This window comes from Caballeronia sp. INML2 (genome assembly GCF_023631365.1).
GTDB classification, from domain to species: Bacteria; Pseudomonadota; Gammaproteobacteria; order Burkholderiales; family Burkholderiaceae; genus Caballeronia; species Caballeronia turbans.
The window spans coordinates 1-4,041 of sequence record NZ_JALQDH010000153.1; the positions used below are offsets into that span (position 1 = coordinate 1).

Annotated in this window: 5 protein-coding genes and 1 pseudogene; 5 read left to right on the top strand and 1 reads right to left on the bottom strand. The window is 58.2% G+C overall.

Features of this window, described 5'->3' with window-relative positions; translation table 11 throughout:
* The first annotated feature begins 13 nt into the window (after positions 1 to 13).
* From NCT32_RS36465 to NCT32_RS37795, 3 genes are read left to right on the top strand one after another with little or no spacing between them, the layout of a single operon-like run.
* Positions 14 to 439 (top strand): AMP-binding enzyme, encoded by a 426-nt coding sequence (locus NCT32_RS36465; RefSeq protein ID WP_061122040.1) that lies wholly within the window; start codon positions 14 to 16, stop codon positions 437 to 439.
* A 16-nt stretch (positions 440 to 455) separates the two neighbouring features.
* On the top strand, positions 456 to 671 hold the full coding sequence (locus tag NCT32_RS36470; RefSeq protein WP_250491505.1) for an NAD(P)-binding domain-containing protein: 216 nt from the start codon (positions 456 to 458) through the stop codon (positions 669 to 671).
* 41 nt (positions 672 to 712) lie between these two features.
* Positions 713 to 1,054, top strand: a complete 342-nt coding sequence (locus NCT32_RS37795) for an NAD(P)-binding domain-containing protein (RefSeq protein WP_409219322.1) — start codon at positions 713 to 715, stop codon at positions 1,052 to 1,054.
* A gap of 320 nt (positions 1,055 to 1,374) precedes the next feature.
* Here the strand turns inward: NCT32_RS37795 and NCT32_RS36475 are convergent, their stop codons facing one another.
* Positions 1,375 to 2,040 (bottom strand): TetR/AcrR family transcriptional regulator, encoded by a 666-nt coding sequence (locus NCT32_RS36475; protein ID WP_250491506.1) that lies wholly within the window; start codon positions 2,038 to 2,040, stop codon positions 1,375 to 1,377.
* Positions 2,041 to 2,351: 311 nt separating this feature from the next.
* On the opposite strand from NCT32_RS36475, the gene NCT32_RS36480 reads away from it, so the two are divergent.
* Positions 2,352 to 3,356: a substrate-binding domain-containing protein gene (locus NCT32_RS36480; RefSeq protein WP_061121967.1), complete on the top strand. Its 1,005-nt coding sequence runs from the start codon at positions 2,352 to 2,354 to the stop codon at positions 3,354 to 3,356.
* Positions 3,357 to 3,709: 353 nt separating this feature from the next.
* Positions 3,710 to 4,041, top strand: a pseudogene (locus NCT32_RS36485) (FAD-binding oxidoreductase); the annotation flags it as partial.

Consider the following 4,041-nt stretch of genomic DNA (forward strand, 5'->3'; position numbering starts at 1 on the left):
GTACGACGATCACATGTTCTTCCTTTACGGCCGTTCCGACGACACGCTTAAGATCGCGGGCAAGCGCGTAGGGCCAATAGAGATCGAAGACGTCGTCGTGAGCTTACAAGCGGTGGCAGAAGTGGCGGCGGTAGGCATCGCAGATCCGCAAAAGGGGCACCGACTCGTCGTGTTCGTCGTTCCCGACGAAATGTCGACAGAGGCGCAAACCGATGACGACCTTTGCGAGCAAATCAAGAGGATCGTCGCGCGAAAAGTCGGCCGGGAATTCGCGCCATCGGAGGTGCATGTCGTCGGCGAACTTCCAAAGACACGAAGCGGAAAGGTGATGCGGCGTCTCATTAAACGCGCATACGAGCGGCAGCCGCTCGGTGACATTGCGTCACTGGAAAACCCGGGCGCACTCTGCGCAATCCGCGCCCTGAGTCGAACCGATTGAATGGGAAGGGGGCAGTATGAAGATCGGTTTCGTCGGTGCTGGCCGGATGGGTTATCGAATGATCGGGAACCTGCTGCACCACCGACATGAGGTGTGTGTATTTGACAATGACGAGGCCGCGCTAAGACGCGGCGCAGAGCGTGGGGCGGCGGCTGCTTCACTCGCCGAGGTCGCGCGTCAGGAAATCGCAATTACGATGCTGCCGACGCCCGATGTCTCGCTGCAGGTGTAGAAGGCGACGCTGGTCTATTTGCGCTCACGCCGCGCAAAACGTTGCTGCTCGAATGCTCCACTGCCGACGTCGTGACGATCGAACGACTCGGCGTGAGGGGGACGCGGGCGGGCGCGCAGTTCGTCGATGCTCCACTGACAGGCGGCGTAGAAGGTGCGGAAGCCGGAACGCTAACGTTCATGGTGGGAGGTACGGGCGCACAAGTCACGCGCATCCGCCCCGTGTTGGAGGCGATGGGCGAGCGCATTCTCCACAGCGGGCCGTTCGGTAGCGGCAGCAAAATGAAACTCGTTACCCACATGATCTGCGCAACCAACTTGATGGTCGCCGCGGAAGCGCGGACACGGGCTCAAGCTGGGACTCGACGCGCAGTCAATGTATGACGTAATCGCAAACGGCACCGGGTGTTTGACGCATACTACCCTCTACCAGGAGTCGTGCCCGGCGCCGCCGCGAGCCGGCGTTTCGCCCAACCGACGTTTCCAGTGACCGGCATGGCGAAGGACATGCGTTGCGCGCTCGACGCGGCGCGCGGCGTAGACGCGATTACCCCTCTACATAGCGTCGCGGAGAACCTGCTCAGGACTACTGCCAACATTTCGACAGGACGCTCGACTGGACCGCGGTCTCGACGATGTTCGGTTCGCGTCGCTTTTACCCGGATCTGCCGGGGGCTGGCGATTTTGTGTAACCTTGACTGAGATTACTTGAAGCCAAGGCCTCGGGCCATGAAGGTGCTAAGTGCTTCGATTACTTCTTCCGGCTCGGTGCGATCACGCAACGACCAGCGGCGCAATGCGATCATGGTCGGCAGGAATGTGACAATGTTTGCAGCGATATGAAGATTGCCGAAATCGAGCCGGGTCTCAGAACTGGCCGTCGAAAGAATCCCCTCAAACATCGCGATGAACTCCTCGACACGCGCAAGGATCACTTTACGAGACCGCTTGTCGAGCAGATGGCTATTTTGATAAATCAGCATGATCTCGTCCTGGTGCTCGTACATGATGCGTGCGACCGTACGCAGCGCCCCTGAAACTTGCGTTGCCGGCGCCGCGGATTCGTCAAGTGCCTGTTTCACCTTGAATTGGTACTCGGCAATAATCCGATCGCAGACAAGGTACAAGATGTCATCCTTCGATTTGACATAGTTATAGATCGTCCCCTGTGTCATATCGGCTGCACGTCCTATGTCGCGTACCGTTGCCTCATGAAATCCCTTTTCTATAAAAACTCTGATAGCCGCACGGACTAGTATGTCGCGGCGCTCTTGCACGAGCGTTTCGTCGCGAGTATTTGTTTTGACGATGCGCGCGCGAGGCTTGCGGACTGCGGGAGACTGGTCGTTGGAAGATGCATCGGATTTCATGCGTATATGCGAATGGAGAGTTTGTTCGAGCATCATTTCGCGGGCTTGAATACTCGACGGAAGATGTGGCCAAGCGGTCGGCAAAGACGTAACTGACTGACGGCTCAGTCACTACAGTGTATGCCATCGCGCGTCCGAGGACAATTCTTGCTATTTCCTTGCGTTATACCGGCGCCTCCGCTACGTCCTTGGAGCGATCGGCCACCAGGATCGTCATTTTGGCAACTCAGATAAAATTGGAGTCGCCGCCTTCGATCCACGCATCCCGTGGGGGTCAGGCGGGCGCCGCCCTTTGCGGATCTGGATAGCCAATGATTAGCCTCAAACAGGTAGCTGCACTGGCGGGCGTGTCAACATCAACTGTGTCGCGAGCGCTGGCCGCACCAGAGCGCCTTCATCCGAAGACACTGAAAAAAGTGAAGGACGCCATTGAGTCGCTCGATTACCTGCCGTACGCGCCCGCACGGGTCTTACGCTCCGGGCGGTCGCAGTCAATCGGCATTGTGGCGCCAACCTTGATGAACGAGCTCTACGCGCGGGCAGTTGACACGCTGGAAGGAGAATTCCTTCGCATCGGTTACACGGGGCTGCTGACCTGTCATCGCGACGATCCCGATCTGGAACTGACCATCGTACGCACCCTGATTGAACGGCGAGTCGATGGTCTGGCGTTGATCGGGACGAACCACCATCCCGATCTTCTCGCACTTGTGCGGAAACAGAAGCTTCCATACGTGCTGATGTGGGCGACCGACGCCTCCGCTCTCCATCCGAGCGTCGGTTATGACAACCGTTTGGCGATGGCTCGCGTCGCGGAGCACCTAGTGCGGCTCGGACATCAGCGGTTCGCTGTGCTGCCTGGACCGATCGGAGTGCCATTAGCGGCTACACGGCTTAACGGCGTGCGACAAGCCCTAGCCATCCACGGAATACGCCTGGAGGCGCGCGATGTGGTCCCGACGCGATACGATCCGGGGGAAATCCGTGAAGCGACTCGTCGAGTTATGCACACAGGGGTGCGGCCCAGCGCGCTGGTGTGCGGCAACGATATGATTGCTGCCACGGTACTGGCCGAATGCCGGGAACTCGGAATCGACGTGCCTTCGGAGGTGTCGATTACGGGATTCGGTGACTGGGACATCGCATCTTTGACGTTTCCCCCGCTCACGACCATTCGCTCCGACGCGGTTAGGATCGGCAAACTCAGCGCGAAGAACCTTTTGCGCCAAATCAACGCAACGGGCACGAGCGAGTGTCAACAGGACCAATTTGAAGCTGAGCTGATCGTGAGGCAGAGCACTGCCCGGGCTGCATGATGCACAAGCAAGCGTCACATTCGCTTTGCTACCAGATTGCGGGCGCTTTTTAGCAGACTTGGTTTAGACCTATTTGACTGTGACACCGCGCAGGCGCGCGCTTCTCTCCGCTTCTCTTCTCTTCGATCGCTCGATCAGAATGCCACCTCGCGCCGATCGGTAGCTCTTAGCCACCCCGTCAAGCAATTCGTCCACGGCGTGCGCGGCCGACTCCCACGTAAACCCTAGCGCGATCAGCGTTGACACGGTTGCGCACGCGCCGATACTCTATGCCAACGATTGCAAAACGCTAAATCGATGTTTTGTCGAGGAAATATAGCTGGTTTAACCAGAAGGTGACAACGTTGGCAACCATGAAAAAGGAGATGCAGATGCAGAAGCGACGCCGCAAGTTCTATGGGTGGGGCTACGAGGGCGAAGATGTGTCCAACGACGAGCTCGTCGAATTTGAAAAAGCATGGACCCGCTTGCTAGGGGTGTCAGATTTCGAACCGGTGCCGTTTCCGCGGCCCGAAATGATCAAGCTGCGTGCCCCCCGGATAGCCGTGCCCGAATCGCTCAAGTCGATCTGCACGGTCGATCATCATGAGCGGCTCTATCACACATATGGAGCGTCGACGATTGACGTTGCTCGTGCGATCCGCGGCGAATTCGACAATCCGCCCGACGTTGTAGCGTATCCGAA